Genomic DNA, 15,434 nt, shown 5'->3' on the forward strand with positions numbered 1-15,434 from the left:
TCCTGAGCGATTGAAGGTTCACGAAAAAGGAATCCGGTTGCCGGGCGTCCTCACACGTAAGAGTCGCCGCCGGGCAGCCGCACCACTGTCTGGCGGATAGCGAAATAGAGGCGCCCATCGCGCCCTTCAAGAGGCGTGAAAAAGCCTCTTTGTAACAAATTGTTTCAGCGCGGCAGCAGGATGCGGCGGACCGCACCGAGGCGGTAAACCGTGCGGCCGCGCCCATTCGCACGACGCGGCACAGGCGGCACAGGACAGGGCGGCTCGCGTCCGCCATCGGCGTCGAGCGTGTCGTCCGGCTCGTCGAGCGTGCACCACACGCCGCCCTTGACGGGCCGGAACAGCCAGCGCACGTAGCCTTTGCGCGCGGCAAGCTGCATCAGCTCGTCGCGATCGGTTTCGTCAACGAGAAGCTGCGAGGGGTCGGCCGCGTGCTCGCCATAGTCGCCGAACGCCTGACGGCACGCGAGCGCTTCGGCAGCGCTGGCGCCAATCACGTTGCAGCCGCGCCGCTCGACGCGCTCCACGTCCCATGCGCCGGATTGCCACGCGGCATCGAGCAGCATGGCTTCGACGGTCTCGAAGCTATGCCAGGGTGCATCGATCTGGAAAGCCGAGCCCGGAACCGGCCGCGGCGGAATCTCGACGCCGGGCAGGGCGAGCGGTGTCGCGCGCCGGAATCCATGCCAGTGGAGTATCGCGAAGAGCGGGGTATTGACCTGTGCGGCCGCCGTGACCGTGACGGCAAAGAGCGGCATGCGCACGCTGTCCATCTGTTCCCGAAGCATATCGAAAAGGACCATGAAGCCTCCCGGATGACATGTTGCAGGGCCTCTTGAAATTTCCGTTGCTTGCGCTATTTTATGCATCGCTCAGGCAGTCGCGATAAGCGCTGCGTGTTTCGATTTGTTTGTCGGTGGAGCTTTTCCACGGACGGGCGAACTGGAGCGCGTGGTCCGGTTCGTTCTTCGTGAGAGGCCTCCGGTTTCAAGGAGCCAGTCATGAGCGATCTTTTCTTCAGCACAAATCTGCTGGGCGAATTCGACCGCCTGCACCGGCAGATGGCCAGCGTCCTTGCTGGCTTTCCCGCGCGCCCGCGCGCGATGCGCAACGAACTTTTTTCTCCACATCGGCCGCACCGACGACAGCGTCGAGATCGCCGCGATCGCTGGCGGCGCTCGACCGTGTAGCGACCGATGGATCGCTTGACCAGGGGCGCTGACGATCAGCGACGTGTGCAAGCCGCCAACGTACGCGACACGCACCCTCGGCACCGGCTGTCTCGATGACACCGGCTCGGCGGCGCGCTTCCTTGCGTGAGCGCGCCGCGGCGCATGGCGGCGGCGCCGTTCCATACGGCCTGCACGACGCGTCACTTTTCTGCACCGTACCCCTGCATTGGGACGATGTCTTATGGGAGACCAAAATGCTCAGCCCGCACGAATTTGCGACCTTGATGCTGGTTCGCCAGGCGCCGGACCAGATCGATATGAATCGCGCCGAGCTCGACGCACTGTTGGAGCGCCAACTGGTGATGCTCGAACATTGCGCCGCAGGCGCACGCCGCGCCTACCTGACCGAGAAGGGCAAAACGTTCCTCGACGCGCTGCACCCGAGCGACACACCACGCCGCAGCCGGCAGACTACTGACAACGGCGGTTGACGAAGCAGGGAGGCGGCTACTGGACGCGCTGCGTGATTGACTGCGCGATCTCAACGACAAGCTTTCCGTCGCGCGTCGGGCTTGCGGCAGCGACAGCCGACATCGTGTGGCCCGCGCTCAGGCGATGCACTGCAGGAGGTGTCGTATGCAAACGGACAACGTCATCGAGTATCACGGCTGCGAGGTCCGGCCGGTGGTAACCGCCACCGGCGGTGGTCGCTATGCAGCATCGGCCATCGTCACCGACCGCGCCGGCGAAACACGCACGCTCGGCGTCGATGGGGACTTCGCCGATGCGCAGGAAGCGCGCAATGAAGCGCTGGAGCTTGCCGTCGCATGGATCCAGCAGCGCTCGGTCGTGTCGGAGCGGTATGTCCGACGGACCTAGCGTGCCGGTTGGAAACGGGGCTCGCCAGGCGTTCCATGCATGAACGTCCGCACGAACCACGATATCGAGCCGATGCAGTCGTGCATATAAGCCAAATGTGCTCACAGGGTACGAATCGCCGATGAAACGACCGGAAAGGAGGGGTTTATAGGCGAATACGACTGGATGTTGACGAGCATACTTGAGATCCCAATGACTCGAACCGGGCTCGTCCATGGTGACCCTGAATATGCAAGCGATTGCGTGCGGCAAGACGATTCACGTTGTGCTGATGGCTGATGCCGGGAGTGCCAACGTTTTCGTGATGGACAACGAGAACGGCTCCCGTCAATCGCAGAGCATGAAGGTTCGCCAATACCTCGACGCAGGGATGACCGACGCGAGTGTTGCCCGCCATGTGATCAGTGTTGTCGTGGCGGCGATCGAACGTCGTGGTCACCGATGGGCGCACTGAACTTCTGCTTGCTCGTTGAGGTTGATTAACCGGTACGAGGCTCGCGTTCGCGTTGACGGTCGGCTACGTGCTCCCCTTCATGCCGGGATACGGTTCAATTCTCAACGCCCGACGCGCGTTCCGCGCTGCTTCTGCGACAGCACGGCTCGCGGCAACCGGCCACGGAGGAGTGGCAAATGCTCATCAATTCGACGCGGTTCCGAATCGATCCGACGCCGCGCAGGGCTGACGGAGAATTCATCGCGCACGTGAGGATCATCACGATTCTGGAGGACGGCGACGAGAGAGAAGTGCACGCCAGCGGCGACCTGGCCGGCTTCGATGTGCGTGACGATGCAGTTGCGTATGCAACGAAGTGGGCCGAGGAATGGCTGGCCGCTCAATTTGGCTGAACTTGGGGAACGGTAACGCCGCTTCTTCGGCCATCGCGGCGCGCTACATTCACGGCCGCTTCATCTCCTCGCTTTCCATCACTGCCTGTCGCGCTTCGCTTGCGGAAACGGATTCCATCGCTGCGTCGACCGACGCCAATGCATACTCGCAGGCCAATTTCGTTTCTTCGATGTCGGCCTCCGGCTCTTCGTCGTCGTTCGGAGGCGGATCGAGCATGTCCCGAAGCATCGTCGCCAGCTCCGGCGTGTCCCACGGTTCGCCTTTTTGATTTTTCCGCTTGATGTAGTGGCGAATTTCCGCGTCTTGTTCGAGTGTGAGCGGCAGGTGCCGAAACGTGCTGTTCGGGTTCGCGTCAAGCATGATGTTGCTCCCGGGTCATACAGGGTGGATGCCGCGACTGTCGAGGGCCCGCACGCGCTCGGCAAACGCTTATTTGCGGAAGCTCGCATCCTGGATTCGCTGGAGGCGAGCAAAAAGCTCATCCATCTGGAGTTCGAGGACCTTGTTTCGCTCGAATCGCAAGCGGAGTTTGTTGAGCTTGACTCGCCAGTACGCGGGATCATTGACGGACGATCGGTTGACGAACGCATGTTGCGTCTTTTCAAGTAATCCGATCGATCGCCTGATATTGGCCAGCTCGTGCTCCACATCGCAGTACCAGCTCATGATTGCCACCTTCCATTTGGGATTTGAAATTATTGTTCGCTGAGCTGCGAAAACTCGTCACGAACCGGGTGGCGCTCGTGGCGACGAACCGTGAGGATGAGCCCGTTCTTTCCGGATCGCCGACGCATGGCGGGGTGACGCGAAAGGGGCAACGACACGTGCGAGAGAGGGGCGGGGGCGGGGTGAGCAGTCAAGCCGCTTACGTGCACTCGGGCAAATTCATCATACGCGCATCCAACTTCGCGCGCGGGTCTTATTTTTGCCGCGGTGAAGCGGCGTTCGGCGGGAAATTGGGCTAGACGGGTATCGAGATGAGGCGTGACGTGTTTGCGTGGAATCGGAGTGCGTGACGGTCGGCGGATTCGTGTCGATCATTGCGATCGTGGGGGACGTCGTGGAGACGGTGTACGCGGCGGGGGCGCCGTGACAGCGAGCGGGGCCGGCGCGAGATCGGCATCCGCAAGGCGCTGCGTTCAATGCTTGAGCGACGCACAAGCTCGAATTCGAAGTGCTGCACGGAACAAGCACAACGCTCCCGTCGGCTACCGTTCCGACCGCCTTTTACGCGTCTTTCAGCCAGGGCATTTCCACGGGCGACACGACCAGTTGCCGGAATTCGCGTTTCAGATCGAAGATGAATCCGACCAGGATCATGGAGTCCGCGTAAGGAATCGGAAAGACATGCGGATTTTCCGGAGTACGCAGCGGGCGCTCGGGTGTGTCCGCTGTCGCCGCGGCGTTCTCGCGAACGCTTTCCAGTTCGTCGGCCATGGCCGGGCCACTGACTTTCAGCACACGGCTACGCAGGTCGCTAAAGGGCTCGATGCGCGCGGCGTCTTCGTGGTATTCGGGCACTTCGTAAATGAACCAGGACATTGTCGTCTCCCATGAGAAGGGGCGCTATTCTAACGCTGCGCGAGGATCCGCCGAAAATCGACCATGTTGTGTGATGGCCGCGGTCGCTGCGAGTCAGTCTACCAGCGGCGATTTCTGACGATGCGGGCCGCCGCCGCGGAAGCGTTCTGCCGGCTAACCCAATCATCAGTCGTCAGTGTTCTCGTCCGGAGCAGGCGTCGCCACCATGGCTTCACGTTTTTCCGCCCATTTCAGCATCGCGTCCAAAGCAGGACACAAAGCCTGCCCCCAATCCGTTAGACGGTACTCGACTTTCGGCGGCACTTGCGGATACAGCTTTCGCGACACGATTCCATCGGATTCCAGTTGCCGAAGTTGTTGGGCCAGCATCTTCTGAGAAATCCCGGGGATCAACTTCTCGAGATCCGAGTAGCGTTGTACTTTTCCATCGAACAAATGGAAAAGGATGATCAGTTTCCATCGACCTTCCAGCAGTCGAAGAACTTCCTCTACCCCCAGTGCGGCGGTCGCGGGTGTGTATATCTTTCCCATAGCGCAGTAACTTACTTTCCGGTGCGTTCTTGTTGAATAGATAGTCTATGGCGAAAATACTAGTACAGCCAACTATTGCGAGAACGCAACCATGTCCCTTTCACTACCCGGTCCAGTCTCTGCCTACTTCAAGATCACCAATGGCGAGGACGTTACGCACATCGTCCGCGTCTTCTCGCAGGACGCGGTCGTCGTTGACGAAGGGCGGACGCACCGAGGCCATGGTGCCATCGAGTCGTGGCGACAGGAGGCGCGGAAGAAATACGAGTACACCGCGGAGCCTGTCAGCGCTTCGCAGGAAGGCGATCGGCTGACGGTCACGGCCAATGTTGTGGGCAACTTCCCGGGCAGCCCTGTCCAGCTCGATCATGTGTTCAGCCTTGAAGGCGACAAGATCAAGTCGTTGGAGATCGGTTGATGGCCATGAACCTGGAATTGCAAGGCAAGCGCGTCCTGGTGACGGCAGGCACCAAGGGGATCGGAAAGGCCGTCGTCGGCCTGTTCCACGAACTCGGCGCGAAAGTACTCACCGCGGCCAGAGGACAGCCGACCGATACGTTGGCTGACGTCTTCGTCGCAGCAGACTTGACGACAGTCGACGGCTGCGATGCGGTGGCAAGGGCCGTCACGGGCCACTTTGGAGGCGTGGACATCATCGTCCACGTCGCGGGTGGTTCGATGGCACCTGGTGGAGGGTTCGCCGCATTGGGTGAAGACGAGTGGGGGCAAGAATTGAACCTCAATCTGCTTCCTGCCGTCCGGCTGGATCGTGCATTGTTGCCCGGCATGTTGGCACAGGGTGCCGGCGTCGTCATTCACGTCACCTCGATCCAACGCGAACTTCCGTTACCGGAATCGACCACCGCCTATGCGGCGGCAAAGGCCGCGCTCTCGACATACAGCAAGAGCTTGTCGAAAGAGGTTTCACCGAAGGGCATTCGTGTCGTTAGGGTGGCGCCCGGGTGGGTTGAAACCGAGGCATCCGTGGCGCTGGCCGAGCGGCTTGCCTTGCAGGCGGGCACCGACTACGAGGGTGGGAAAACGATCATCATGAATTCACTGGGCGGCATTCCGCTGGGGCGGCCGTCGCAACCCATCGAGGTGGCGAACCTCATTGCATTCCTGGCTTCTCCGCGCGCAGCCACGATCACCGGAACGGAGTATGTGATAGACGGGGGCACGATTCCTACTGCGTAGGCATTCGGAAATATGAAGCGGCAAGGGAATCATCGCCCCGCGAAGCGCGCTATACGCATAACCCAACGGATAGAGGCGGTACGCGATTCGCCCAAGGTTGCGCACGCTCGAGTTGAGCAGCGAGCGAGAAGAGGAGCGATTCCGCACCGAACGCCCCAGCGAAATGGCTGCCGATCGGCAGGCCTTGCTCGTCCCAGTAAAGCGGCACCGACATCGCGGGCTGGCCGGTCGCGTTGAACCATGCGGTGAATGGAGAAAACCGGTGCGATCGCTCGATGACTTCGCTCAGCGATTGCGTGTCGTCCGTGGTGGCGAGTTCGGCCGGCGCAAGCGGCGGCATCGCGAGCGTCGGCGTCAGCAGCGCGTCGTAGCGCTCCATCAAACCGCCGAACGTGCGGCCCAGCGCATGAATCCAGTCGACGGCGCCCGCATATTCCGCGCCGCTGACATTACCCTTCTCCCGAAGGATGATGCGCGTGCGGGCCTCGACTTCGTCGTCGCGTACGGCACGGCCGCGCTGGCTGCCGACCGCGTCGACCAGCGCGCGGGTCTGCGCGCCGATGATCGTGAATACGCGGCCATAGAACGCTTCCGAATCGACGGGGCTTTCGAGCGGTTCGACGTGATGGCCGAGCGAGCGCAGCAACGCGACGGTATGGTCGAGTGCGGCACGACATGATGGGTGAAGCGGCCACGGCGGCGCCTGTTCGATGACGGCGATTTTCAACGGGCGTGGATCGCGCTGCGTGGCGGCGACGAACGTGTCGGCCTCATACGGCGCCGCATACGGCGCACCGGTATCGGCGCCGGCGGTCAGGTCGAGCAGCGCGGCGCTGTCGCGAACCGAGCGCGTGATCGCGTGGTTGATCCCCATGCCCGCCCATCCTTCGCCGATCATCGGGCCATTCGGCGTGCGGCCGCGCGTCGGCTTCAAGCCGAACACGCCGCAGCAAGACGCCGGCACGCGCAATGAGCCACCGCCGTCGTTGCCGTGCGCGAACGGCAGCACGCGGGCAGCGACGAGCGCCGCCGCGGCGCCGCTCGACCCGCCTGCGGTTACGTGCGGACTCCACGGATTGCGGGTGATGCCGAAGCGCGTGGACGACGTGCAATACGATGTCCCAAGTTCCGGCGACAGCGACGTTCCCGCGATTGGTATGCCCGCGCGCCGCAGGCGCGCCACCAGTTCGCCGTCGAAGTCGGGCCGGTAGTCGCCGAACAGAAAAGAGCCGTTCGTCATGCGTGCGCCGTGCACCGGCATGAACAGGTCCTTGATCAGTGTCGGTACGCCGGCGAGCACGCTTTCGCCGCCGGTCAACGCAGAGGCCGCGTGCCGCGCCGAGTCGTCGAGCCGTTCCGCAACGGCATTCAGCATGGGGTCGATCGCGTCGAGATTCGCGCGGACGGCATCCAGCAGTTCCGTCGGTGTCACTTCTTTTGCGCGGACGAGTGCCGCGAGCGCGATCCCGTCGTGCGTGGCGATGAGCGTCTGGAAGTCTTTCATGGGTCTATCGTTGGAGAACATGAGTACGTGAGTGGATCATTCGTCGCCGCGGCAGCGAGCTGCCGGCAACAACCAGAGCAACGCGATGACGGCCGTGCCCGCCGCAATCGCGAACACGGCGGGGCGTAGGCCGCCGAACGCCTGTGCGCAACCGAACACGACCAGCGGGCTGACGAACTGCCCGAGATAGAGCGCGGCAGTGAACCCACCGAGGCCACGCCCGCGCATCGCGAGCGACAGCTTGCGCATCAGCGGCAGGACTGCATTGGGAACCAGCATCCCGCCGCCGAAGCCGTGAATCACGACCGCCGCGACGATGGCCGGTACCGTATGGGCGCGGGCCAGCAAGGCGAGGCCCGTCGCAAGCAGCGCAAGCAGCACGACGTTGACGAAGCGGCGGCCGAGCGCACCCCGCAACCATGGCCATGCGATCGAGCCGGCCAGCGTCGACAGCAGACCGACGCCGGCTACCGCGCCGATCACCGTCGACGAGCGCTGGCCGATGTCGATTATCAGCTGCGGCATCTGCACCGGAACCACGAACGAGCTGACCATTCCGACGCAGATCAGCACGTAGCCGGTGGCGAGCGTCGATGCGAGCCGGGCACCGGACAGCGTCGTGACGCCATCGCCCGGTTCGGCGGGTTCGCCGTCGCGCAGCGGTTCCCACAGTACGGTCGCGATCGCCGGCACGAGCAGGATCGGCAGCAGATAGAGATAGAACGGATAGCGCCACGCGTGCTCGCCGGCGGCGCCGCCGAGCACGAAGAACACCGTGCCGACAAGGCCGATCGTGACGACCTGCCGGTTCACGTAGCGTACGCGTTGTTCGCCACGCCAGTAGTCGCCGATCAGCGTCGTGCAGCACGTCATCACGCACGCTTCCGCGGCGCCGAGCGCGAACCGGCAGGCGAGGATCGCGCCGAGGTCGTTGAGCCATGCTGGCGCGGCGCCGACCAGGCCGTACAGGAGCGTGGCGAGCAACAGCAGCATCTTGCGTCCGACGCGATCGGCAAGCCAGCCGGCGAGCGGCGCGCACAGCGCGATCGCGAGCGCCGGGCCGGTCGCAACGAGCGGCACGAGCCCGGCCAGCCGCGGATCGGCCGGCACGAATTCGGCTGCGAGTTTGGGCAGGATCGGTGCGATCATCACCGCGCCCATGACGGTGAGGCTGCTGCCGAGCAGCAGCACGGCGCCCTGGCGTGCGCCGGCCTGCCTGACGGCACCCGCATAGCGCGCGGCGGGCGTTGAAGAAAACGGATTCATCGACGACTCCCGAAACGGAACATCAGAATGACAGCGCCGCACGCAGTGCGACCTGGTACCCCTGCGCGCGGTTTTGCGCACCGAATTCCTTGTATGCGTGCAGCCATATCGCGGGCCTGCCCGGTTCGACGTAGCTGATCGCCGGGCCCAGCGCGTTGACGCGCGCACGGTTGCCGTCGACGTTCGGGCCATGGTCGTTGCTCAACTGCCGCTCGATGTAGCCGCCGAGGCCCGCGGTAAACGGGCCGATATGCTGGCCGACCGCAAATTCCTGGCGAAAGCCGGTGCCGCTGCGATAGTTCGTCGCGCGATTGGTCGTGTTCTGGTCGATCTCGATGCTGGTCGAGATTTCGAATCCGCTGTCGGTGATGTAGGTCGCGCCGATGATCGGCGAGAAGGTCCAGTGGTTGACGCCGGGATTGAAGAGCCGCGACGCGCGATAGGCACCAGTCGGCGCCTGCGCCTGCAGCGCGATGTTGACGAACAGATTGGGCAGCGTCCACGCGAGGATCAGCGGCTGGAAGTCCGCATCGCCGATATTGGTCGGATTGGCCGACATCGCGAGCGTTCCTGCCGGCGTCGGCACGTTTACGTGCCCGTTCAGGTTCAGGAACGGCACGATCGCGCCGAAGCCGACGTTGGCGCCGAACAATTTGACGTTAGTCATCCTGATGTACGCGAGGCTCCACGACGCGGCAGTCAGCGAGAAGTCGGCGTTGCCGCCGTTGCGGAGCGTGTGAGTCGAGTAGTACGCGAAGCGCGTCGCGAGCGTGCCGTTGGGCGTGGGCGGCGGGGCGATTCCCGCGCCGAAATCGAACACGCCGAACGGCGTGATGGGACCGTCGTTTTCGAGCGCCCGGGCGGGATTGCAGGCGAGCGTGGCCGCCAATGCGCCGATTGCGACGGTGGTCGTCCGTGCGCCGCGGCGCTGCGCGCCGTGCGGACGTCTGAGGATCTTCATCGTGCCGTTCCCCGTACAGTTGAAATGTGTACGGAGTCTAGGAACGTCAAAATCCGGCGCGTTATCCGCTTTTGGTAATTATCGCGATGGGCGTTTGAGCGTGTCGGACGGCAGTTCGCCGAACAGTTCACGGTAGTGCGCCGCGAACCGGCTCAGGTGCCAGAAGCCCCAGCGGCATGCGACGTCGCTGACCGAAGCGTTCGATGGAGAATGCTCGCGCAGTTCGCGGCGCACGGCGTTGAGCCGCAGCACGCGCAAGTACCACGCGGGATGCGTGCCGAGGATCTCCTCGAAGCAATACTGCAATTTGCGCCGGCTTGCGCCCACCGCGCGGCACACGTCGAGCACGGTCAGCGGCGCGTCGGGCTGCGAGACGACGAGTTCGCGCACGCGCTCGACGACGCGGCGGCGCGCGGACGGATCGAGGCGAACCGGGCGGCCGGCTGCTTCCAGCGCGTCGACGAGCTCGACCAGAATGGCGTCGCGTAGCGTCCTGCGCGCTTGCGGCAGCGCGAACGGGCGCTCGGACGTGTCGGCCGCATCGAAGCTGGCCACCAGCAGGGATGTCAACGCGTCGTAGCGGGCGGCCGGCACACGGACGACGCTGGTTTCGTTCGACAAGGTTCCGGTGCAGTCGCCGTCGTCTTCATCGGCGAGCCATGCCAGCGTGCGCAGCGTGTCGGTCGGCACCGTCAGCAGCACGACGTCCTGATGGTCGGGCGTGCGCAGCTCGGGCAGCGACGTACCGCCGGAGACGAGCAATGCCTTGTCGCGCAGCGGCGTGCCGCCGCAGTATCCGGCGCCCGCGGTTTCCAGCGGGATGCTGAATGATGTGCTGCCGGCGCGCTGATCGCCGCGCTTGAGCAGCGCGCGATTCACGCGTTCGCGCAGCAACTGCATGCCGTCGAAACGAATTTCGTGCAGCGTGCCCTGGAACGGCCCGGGCGACAATTGATCGAGCCGGATGGACCAGCCGTGCGTACATTCCGCATGGCTGTCGACGTCATTGCACGTGAAGCGCCGGTTGAATGGCGTCGCGCCCAACGTAGGATCGACTTGCGAACGAGTAATGGACCGACCGAGGTGCACCGGGTCGTCTTTCATGATGGCGGGTGACGAAGGAGATTCCCGGCGACATTGTTTCGCCAAAAAGACATTGGCAAGTCGTTTTTACCCGAGCTCACCGTATGGCGAGCCCGGTGGGAATGCCTGCGTCAGGTCCTGTACTTCGGCCGGCGTCGCCGGTCCGTTGATCAACTGCTCCAGCAGTTCCGCGGACGGTTCAGGCAGCAGCCCGCGGGCCGCTGCCTCATGACGTGCTTGGCTCACACAATGACGGATCGGTCGACGCTATGGTCAAAGGCCGATGCGGCACGCGTTGACCGGCACGGTGTTCATCGCAACATAGTCAGCCATCGAGTGGGCGTCAATCCAAACGCCTCGACAAACTGACGAGACATATGACTTTGGTCCGCAAAGCCCACCGCGACCGCACACTCGGCTAGCGGCGTGCCATTCGACATCAGACGCCTGGCGATATCCAGTCGACGCATTGTCATGTATCTGGAAGGGCTCGTTCCAAAGAACTGCCGGAAGTCGCGCGACAGGCTCCATCGGTCGCGTCCACTCTCCCTCGCGAGCACATCCAACTCGATCCGCTGGCTAGGCGCGCTCCGGATGCAATCGCGAGCGATCAGCGCTGCCTTGATGTTGCCGGTGTGCTTTGCTTTGGCTGTTCCGGCGGCGGCCTGCAGGGCCATAGCCAGATCAAACAGTAGATCTGTACGCTCGAGCGGTTCAAGCGGGCGGTCGAACTCTCTGAGCATCGCCCATATCGCTTGATATAGCTGCGCGTTTTGCGACACGCCTTCCTTGATGAACGGAAGGGAAGTTTGGCCGAGAATTTGCTGAAGCGCTTCCGGCTGCAGATGAACGATGCGATAGCAATATCCAGCAACCGTTCCGGCCCGCCCATCGTGTATCTCGTCCGGGTGAATGACGACGGTATCGCCCGGTGAGCTATGCACCAATTCGCCCCGATAGCGGATCGATTGAATTCCAGCGGTGGTTATCCCGACCGCATAAGTGTCGTGACGATGCGGGCCATACGCTCGGCCTCTGAAAAAAGCCTCGATTCGATAAAAAAGGGCATCGTCGGAAGATACGCGCATCCAGTCCCGCCCGGATCCCGAGCGATCGACACGCCCGGTTTTCTCCGGTGTAGTTGGGGCAGCGGATTGGTCGCCAGGTCGCAAGGATGCCATGCTGCGGTGCAATGTGTGTCGTCCGAGGGCACTTGTTCGATCCCTCGTCCAAGGTTCTATCTCACTTCGGCTTTGGCTGGCATCGTCGCACAAAGCTGGCTCGCGGGCAATGCAGGAGGGCTGCGCAGAGGAAAGGGCGTAACGCGCACAAAGGTTCAAGACACTTCGATATGTCGGGGCTACCTTTACTTCGCACCGCTCCGCACGGAACGGTTCCCGGATCAACCAACGACTAGGCCCTAGATACGATGACCACGCAAAGTAAGAGCGCAGAGATTGCGATTCACCTGTCCGCAACGGCTCGCTCCGCAGACGAGCGGAAGAGATTGATGGAGTCGAAGTTCAACTTCGGCGAGCTCTTTACCGACCATATGCTCACAGCACAGTACTCGCCCACGGAAGGTTGGCACGATTTCCGTATTGCCGCCGTGGCGCCTTTCGAAATGCATCCTGCGTCCACGGTTCTCCACTACGGCCAGGCAATATTCGAGGGGATGAAGGCCTACGCGACCCCCGACGGTGGCGTCGCACTGTTTCGTCCGGAAATGAACGCCCGTCGATTCAGGGAAAGTGCGGAACGCATGGCCATGCCTCCGGTTCCGGAAGAGATGTTTGTGGCGTCGCTCAACGCACTTGTCCAGATTGAACGAACGTGGGTGCCCGATGCCATCGGCGCGGCGCTGTACTTGCGTCCGATGATGTTCGCGCGGGATGTGCGGTTGCTCACGAAACCATCGCAGTCGTACACCTTTGCCGTGATTGCGAGCCCGGTTTCCGAATACTTTCGCAATGGATTGGCGCCGATCACGGTGTGGATATCGGACAAATATATTCGCGCTGCGCGTGGGGGCACCGGCGAAGCGAAGTGTGCCGGCAACTACGCGGGCGGTTTCGCTGCACAGGCCGAAGCCGCGGCACATGACTGCGAGCAAGTGGTTTGGCTGGATGCATTCGATCGGCAAACCATCGAGGAGCTGGGCGGCATGAACGTGTATTTTGTTTTCAAAAACGGAGATCGAACAACGCTCGTCACGCCGAAGGCGACGGGCACGCTGTTGAAGGGAGTGACGCGGGACAGTCTACTGACGGTTGCCAAAGATTGTGGATATGAAGTGGAAGAACGGCGCATCGATGTTCAGGAGTGGCGCGAAGGGTGTCGTTCTGGGGCAATTACAGAAGTATTCGCATGCGGAACGGCGGCGGTTCTTGTGCCAGTCGGGCGCGCCAAATCGTCCACTGGTGAAGATATCGTGGTGAATGGTGGCGCATCCGGTCCCGTCGCAGCGAATCTGAGAGATAGGCTTCTGGCGATTCAGCACGGCACGGCGCCGGATACACACGGCTGGCTGTCGCGGGTGACCGGCGGCGCCTGAGCCAAGCGCTGAAACTCGATAGGGATGGTTGACCGCGTTAGAGAGCGAATCGAACGAATCTAATTCGATAAGGATGGCAAATTAATTTGAGACCGCCCGCCGGCAGCTACGTTCGTCGCCCTACCCGTAGTATTGCTGGCATCAATGGTCCGATATCAAAACGAAATGCTCCGGAACGCACCCCGTCGTTATATTGCTATCTGACTGTACGGAACAGTGAGCTAAGAGGAATCGCGAATCATGCAGAGATTTGAAAACTTTATCGATGGTAGGCGCGTTCCGTCAGCGTCCGGGAAGTGGTTGCCGAGTCTTGACCCATATCGTAACGAGACGTGGTGCGAGATCCCGGATAGCACCGCAGAGGACGTCGATGCGGCGGTGAAGGCTGCGCGTGCCGCATTCCTGTCACCGTCCTGGGCCGGAGCGTCGGCGACCGCGCGGGGCGCGATGCTTCGTCGACTCGGAGACTTGATCACTGAGAACGCGCAGCGGCTCGCGGAGATCGAGGTTCGAGACAACGGAAAGCTTCTGAGCGAGATGTTGATTCAACTGCGTAATCTCCCACAGTGGTACTACTACTATGGTGGCCTCGCGGACAAAATCGAAGGCAGTGTCTTGCCGATCGAGAAGAAGGATCACTTCGTTTACACGACGTGGGAACCGCTCGGCGTTGTGGCTGCCATTACGGCGTGGAACTCCCCGTTGCTGCTGCTGACCTGGAAGCTGGCGCCGGGGCTTGCCGCGGGCAATACATTCGTCGTCAAGCCGTCGGAGTTTGCCAGCGCATCGACACTCGCATTTGCGGAACTCTTCGAGAAGGCCGGATTCCCCCCGGGTGTGATCAACGTAGTGTGTGGAACCGGGCAGGCCGTTGGTGCGCCGCTTGTCACGCATCCGGACGTGGCAAAAATCGCGTTCACTGGATCCGATGCGGCTGGCAAGGCGATCAATCGGGCCGCCGCGGAAGATCTGAAGCACGTCACCCTGGAACTCGGTGGGAAGTCGCCGAACATCGTATTTGAGGATGCGGACCTCGATGCCGCGGCGGCGGGTGTGGCGTCCGGCATTTTTGCCGCGGCCGGTCAGACTTGCATTGCCGGTTCGCGGTTACTGCTGCAGCGTTCGATTTACGACGGGTTTCTCGAGAAGATCCGTCAAATGGCGCAGGACGTGAAGATCGGTGATCCGCTCGAGCCGGACACTCAGTACGGACCTCTCGCCAACGTGCCTCACTACAACAAGGTTCTGAGTTGCATCGCGGATGCGCGGAAGGAGGGGGCCGTGTTGGTGTGGGGCGGCAAGCCGTACGATCATCCCAACGGCGGCCTCTTCGTGGAGCCGACCATCTTCCGGGACGTCGATAACAACTCCCAGCTGGCACAGCGTGAGATCTTTGGGCCGGTCCTTGCTGTTATTCGGTTTGAAGACGAGGAAGAGGCACTGGCATTGGCCAACCATTCGGATTTCGGCCTCGCGGCAGGTGTATGGACGAAGGACATGGCGCGCGTGTTCCGAATGACGAAGGGATTGCAATCGGGCACGGTGTGGGTCAATACGTACCGAGCGCTCAGTTACATGGCGCCGTTTGGCGGCGTGAAGGACAGTGGCCTCGGGCGAGAAAGTGGGCAGGAGATGATCAAAGCGTACATGCAAAACAAGACGGTCTGGATCAACAACGCTACCGGGAAACCTGCCAATCCGTTCGTCATGCGGCTCGAGTAGCTTGTGAGGTAATCCGTATGACCTTGGAGAGGTCGTACGCGTTCAGCCTCACGACTCTTTCCAGGGCGCCTTTAGATCTTTACCTCGACAAGGCGTCGGTTGATTTCGCACTACTGAGTTAATGCCTTGACGGACAACAATAACGGGCATGGAAGCCAGTGCGGGATCGTAGGCTT

Annotated in this window: 19 protein-coding genes; 9 read left to right on the top strand and 10 right to left on the bottom strand. The window is 62.2% G+C overall.

The annotated features are described in order from the left end of the window. Window positions 1–164: 164 nt before the first annotated feature. Window positions 165–803: a hypothetical protein gene (locus tag BAMB_RS31835; protein WP_011661264.1), complete on the bottom strand. Its 639-nt coding sequence runs from the start codon at window positions 801–803 to the stop codon at window positions 165–167. Window positions 804–1,001: 198 nt separating this feature from the next. Here BAMB_RS31835 and BAMB_RS34735 point away from each other — a divergent pair, with 198 nt between their 5' ends. From BAMB_RS34735 to BAMB_RS31855, 5 genes are all read left to right on the top strand, one after another. Further along, complete coding sequence (locus tag BAMB_RS34735) at window positions 1,002–1,190, top strand: hypothetical protein (RefSeq protein ID WP_227739247.1); 189 nt, start codon at window positions 1,002–1,004, stop codon at window positions 1,188–1,190. A 236-nt stretch (window positions 1,191–1,426) separates the two neighbouring features. Further along, window positions 1,427–1,663, top strand: coding sequence for a hypothetical protein (locus BAMB_RS31840; RefSeq protein WP_011661265.1), 237 nt, complete (start codon window positions 1,427–1,429; stop codon window positions 1,661–1,663). Window positions 1,664–1,808: 145 nt separating this feature from the next. Beyond that, window positions 1,809–2,051 carry a hypothetical protein gene (locus BAMB_RS31845; RefSeq protein ID WP_012372434.1) on the top strand — a complete coding sequence of 81 codons (243 nt, stop codon included), beginning with the start codon at window positions 1,809–1,811 and terminating at the stop codon, window positions 2,049–2,051. Between the two features lie 214 nt (window positions 2,052–2,265). Continuing rightward, window positions 2,266–2,505 carry a hypothetical protein gene (locus tag BAMB_RS31850; RefSeq protein ID WP_011661267.1) on the top strand — a complete coding sequence of 80 codons (240 nt, stop codon included), beginning with the start codon at window positions 2,266–2,268 and terminating at the stop codon, window positions 2,503–2,505. Between the two features lie 176 nt (window positions 2,506–2,681). Then, window positions 2,682–2,897, top strand: a complete 216-nt coding sequence (locus BAMB_RS31855) for a hypothetical protein (protein WP_011661268.1) — start codon at window positions 2,682–2,684, stop codon at window positions 2,895–2,897. A 49-nt stretch (window positions 2,898–2,946) separates the two neighbouring features. Here the strand turns inward: BAMB_RS31855 and BAMB_RS31860 are convergent, their stop codons facing one another. From BAMB_RS31860 to BAMB_RS31875, 4 genes are all read right to left on the bottom strand, one after another. Continuing rightward, complete coding sequence (locus BAMB_RS31860) at window positions 2,947–3,258, bottom strand: hypothetical protein (RefSeq protein ID WP_011661269.1); 312 nt, start codon at window positions 3,256–3,258, stop codon at window positions 2,947–2,949. 69 nt (window positions 3,259–3,327) lie between these two features. Then, window positions 3,328–3,564 carry a hypothetical protein gene (locus tag BAMB_RS34740; RefSeq protein WP_011661270.1) on the bottom strand — a complete coding sequence of 79 codons (237 nt, stop codon included), beginning with the start codon at window positions 3,562–3,564 and terminating at the stop codon, window positions 3,328–3,330. Window positions 3,565–4,125: 561 nt separating this feature from the next. Further along, complete coding sequence (locus tag BAMB_RS31870; protein ID WP_011661271.1) at window positions 4,126–4,440, bottom strand: hypothetical protein; 315 nt, start codon at window positions 4,438–4,440, stop codon at window positions 4,126–4,128. A 165-nt stretch (window positions 4,441–4,605) separates the two neighbouring features. Beyond that, window positions 4,606–4,971 carry a winged helix-turn-helix transcriptional regulator gene (locus tag BAMB_RS31875; RefSeq protein WP_011661272.1) on the bottom strand — a complete coding sequence of 122 codons (366 nt, stop codon included), beginning with the start codon at window positions 4,969–4,971 and terminating at the stop codon, window positions 4,606–4,608. 91 nt (window positions 4,972–5,062) lie between these two features. On the opposite strand from BAMB_RS31875, the gene BAMB_RS31880 reads away from it, so the two are divergent. Both BAMB_RS31880 and BAMB_RS31885 read left to right on the top strand, forming a co-directional pair. Beyond that, the gene (locus BAMB_RS31880; protein WP_011661273.1) at window positions 5,063–5,389 is read left to right on the top strand and encodes a nuclear transport factor 2 family protein; all 327 of its coding nucleotides are present in this window, start codon (window positions 5,063–5,065) and stop codon (window positions 5,387–5,389) included. Beyond that, complete coding sequence (locus BAMB_RS31885; RefSeq protein WP_011661274.1) at window positions 5,389–6,168, top strand: SDR family oxidoreductase; 780 nt, start codon at window positions 5,389–5,391, stop codon at window positions 6,166–6,168. The genes BAMB_RS31880 and BAMB_RS31885 overlap by 1 nt, the downstream gene beginning before the upstream one ends. Before the next feature lie 49 nt (window positions 6,169–6,217). Here the strand turns inward: BAMB_RS31885 and BAMB_RS31890 are convergent, their stop codons facing one another. The 5 genes from BAMB_RS31890 to BAMB_RS31910 all read right to left on the bottom strand — a co-directional run bounded on the left by BAMB_RS31890 (window position 6,218) and on the right by BAMB_RS31910 (window position 12,070). Further along, window positions 6,218–7,672, bottom strand: coding sequence for an amidase (locus BAMB_RS31890; protein WP_041491818.1), 1,455 nt, complete (start codon window positions 7,670–7,672; stop codon window positions 6,218–6,220). 36 nt (window positions 7,673–7,708) lie between these two features. After that, entirely contained in the window at window positions 7,709–8,938 is a 1,230-nt protein-coding gene (locus BAMB_RS31895) for an MFS transporter (protein ID WP_011661276.1), read from the bottom strand. A gap of 22 nt (window positions 8,939–8,960) precedes the next feature. Continuing rightward, window positions 8,961–9,899 (bottom strand): SphA family protein, encoded by a 939-nt coding sequence (locus BAMB_RS31900; RefSeq protein ID WP_011661277.1) that lies wholly within the window; start codon window positions 9,897–9,899, stop codon window positions 8,961–8,963. A 78-nt stretch (window positions 9,900–9,977) separates the two neighbouring features. Continuing rightward, the gene (locus tag BAMB_RS31905) at window positions 9,978–10,943 is read right to left on the bottom strand and encodes a helix-turn-helix domain-containing protein (protein WP_227739246.1); all 966 of its coding nucleotides are present in this window, start codon (window positions 10,941–10,943) and stop codon (window positions 9,978–9,980) included. Between the two features lie 350 nt (window positions 10,944–11,293). After that, window positions 11,294–12,070, bottom strand: coding sequence for an AraC family transcriptional regulator (locus tag BAMB_RS31910; protein WP_011661279.1), 777 nt, complete (start codon window positions 12,068–12,070; stop codon window positions 11,294–11,296). A 341-nt stretch (window positions 12,071–12,411) separates the two neighbouring features. On the opposite strand from BAMB_RS31910, the gene BAMB_RS31915 reads away from it, so the two are divergent. Together BAMB_RS31915 and BAMB_RS31920 are read left to right on the top strand one after the other, a co-directional pair. Further along, window positions 12,412–13,536, top strand: a complete 1,125-nt coding sequence (locus BAMB_RS31915; RefSeq protein ID WP_011661280.1) for a branched-chain amino acid aminotransferase — start codon at window positions 12,412–12,414, stop codon at window positions 13,534–13,536. A 240-nt stretch (window positions 13,537–13,776) separates the two neighbouring features. Next, window positions 13,777–15,258: an aldehyde dehydrogenase gene (locus BAMB_RS31920; protein WP_011661281.1), complete on the top strand. Its 1,482-nt coding sequence runs from the start codon at window positions 13,777–13,779 to the stop codon at window positions 15,256–15,258. Window positions 15,259–15,434 lie beyond the last annotated feature (176 nt).

Source organism: Burkholderia ambifaria AMMD, assembly GCF_000203915.1.
GTDB classification, from domain to species: domain Bacteria; phylum Pseudomonadota; class Gammaproteobacteria; order Burkholderiales; family Burkholderiaceae; genus Burkholderia; species Burkholderia ambifaria.